The following is a 940-nucleotide window of genomic DNA, read 5'->3' on the forward strand; positions in this document are numbered from 1 at the left end:
TTCTGGTAAAATCATGCGCCGTATTTTGCGCAAGATAGCCGCGAACGAGCATGATAGCTTGGGGGATATCTCTACCTTGGCCGATCCTTCAGTGGTCGCCAAATTGGTTGATGAACGACTGAACAAGTAAGCAATCAACGCTACTGTAGGCAGAGGGGGAAACCCCTCGCAGAACCTGACCCTTGCTAGCCCGCCAGCGAGCCGTGGAAGGCTCTGCCTACAAGTATGGTTTTTCTCGAATCCGTAGGCAAACGGTTCCACCTCTCGCAGAATCTGCCCCCTTGCTAGCCCTCTAGCGAGCCTGGGACGGCCGCTCTGTCTACAAAACACTCCGCCAGATCCAGCAGTAAAATCGACAGCAATTTCCCTGATATCATTTAGACAACAACTTGGCTCGCTAATTGCAAATCACTCCAGCTACTAAAATTATTAATCTATAAATCAATGACTTATAGAAATGTTGCGCTAGCTTGGTGCAATTCTTGAGTAAATTGCTCAGGTATTGCACGGCATTGGTGCTCATTATTGAGAGAGTGTTTGTTTATGTTGTTTGGTCGAAAAGACAGAAAGCCTATCAAGATAGTAGAAAAACCTGTTAAGGAATGGAAGTACACCACCTGTGGTTATTGCTCGACTGGTTGCTCGATTGAAGTCGGTATCGATGAGGATGGAAAAGCGGTAGGAACCCGTGGTGATACCGGGGCAGATGTAAATCGTGGGAAGCTATGTATTAAAGGTATTTTTGAGCACCAACTATTTGATTCAGAGGGCCGCGGTGGTCAACCTCTGATGCGCGACAAATTCTATCAAGACTTTAAGCCTGCCAGCTGGGACCAAGCGCTCGATAAGACGGCCGCTGAATTCAAGCGAATCCAGGAAAAGTACGGCAAAGATTCTGTCGCTGTCGTCTCGACTGGGCAGACCTTCACTGAAGAATTTT

1 protein-coding gene is annotated in these 940 nt (G+C 47.6%); it reads left to right on the forward strand.

Annotated features, from left to right (window positions below; all coding sequences use genetic code 11):
* Positions 1-543: 543 nt before the first annotated feature.
* On the forward strand, positions 544-940 hold a 397-nt coding region (locus A3763_RS21415), incomplete at its 3' end, for a molybdopterin-dependent oxidoreductase (protein ID WP_156495236.1).

The organism is Oleiphilus sp. HI0128 (genome assembly GCF_001635365.1).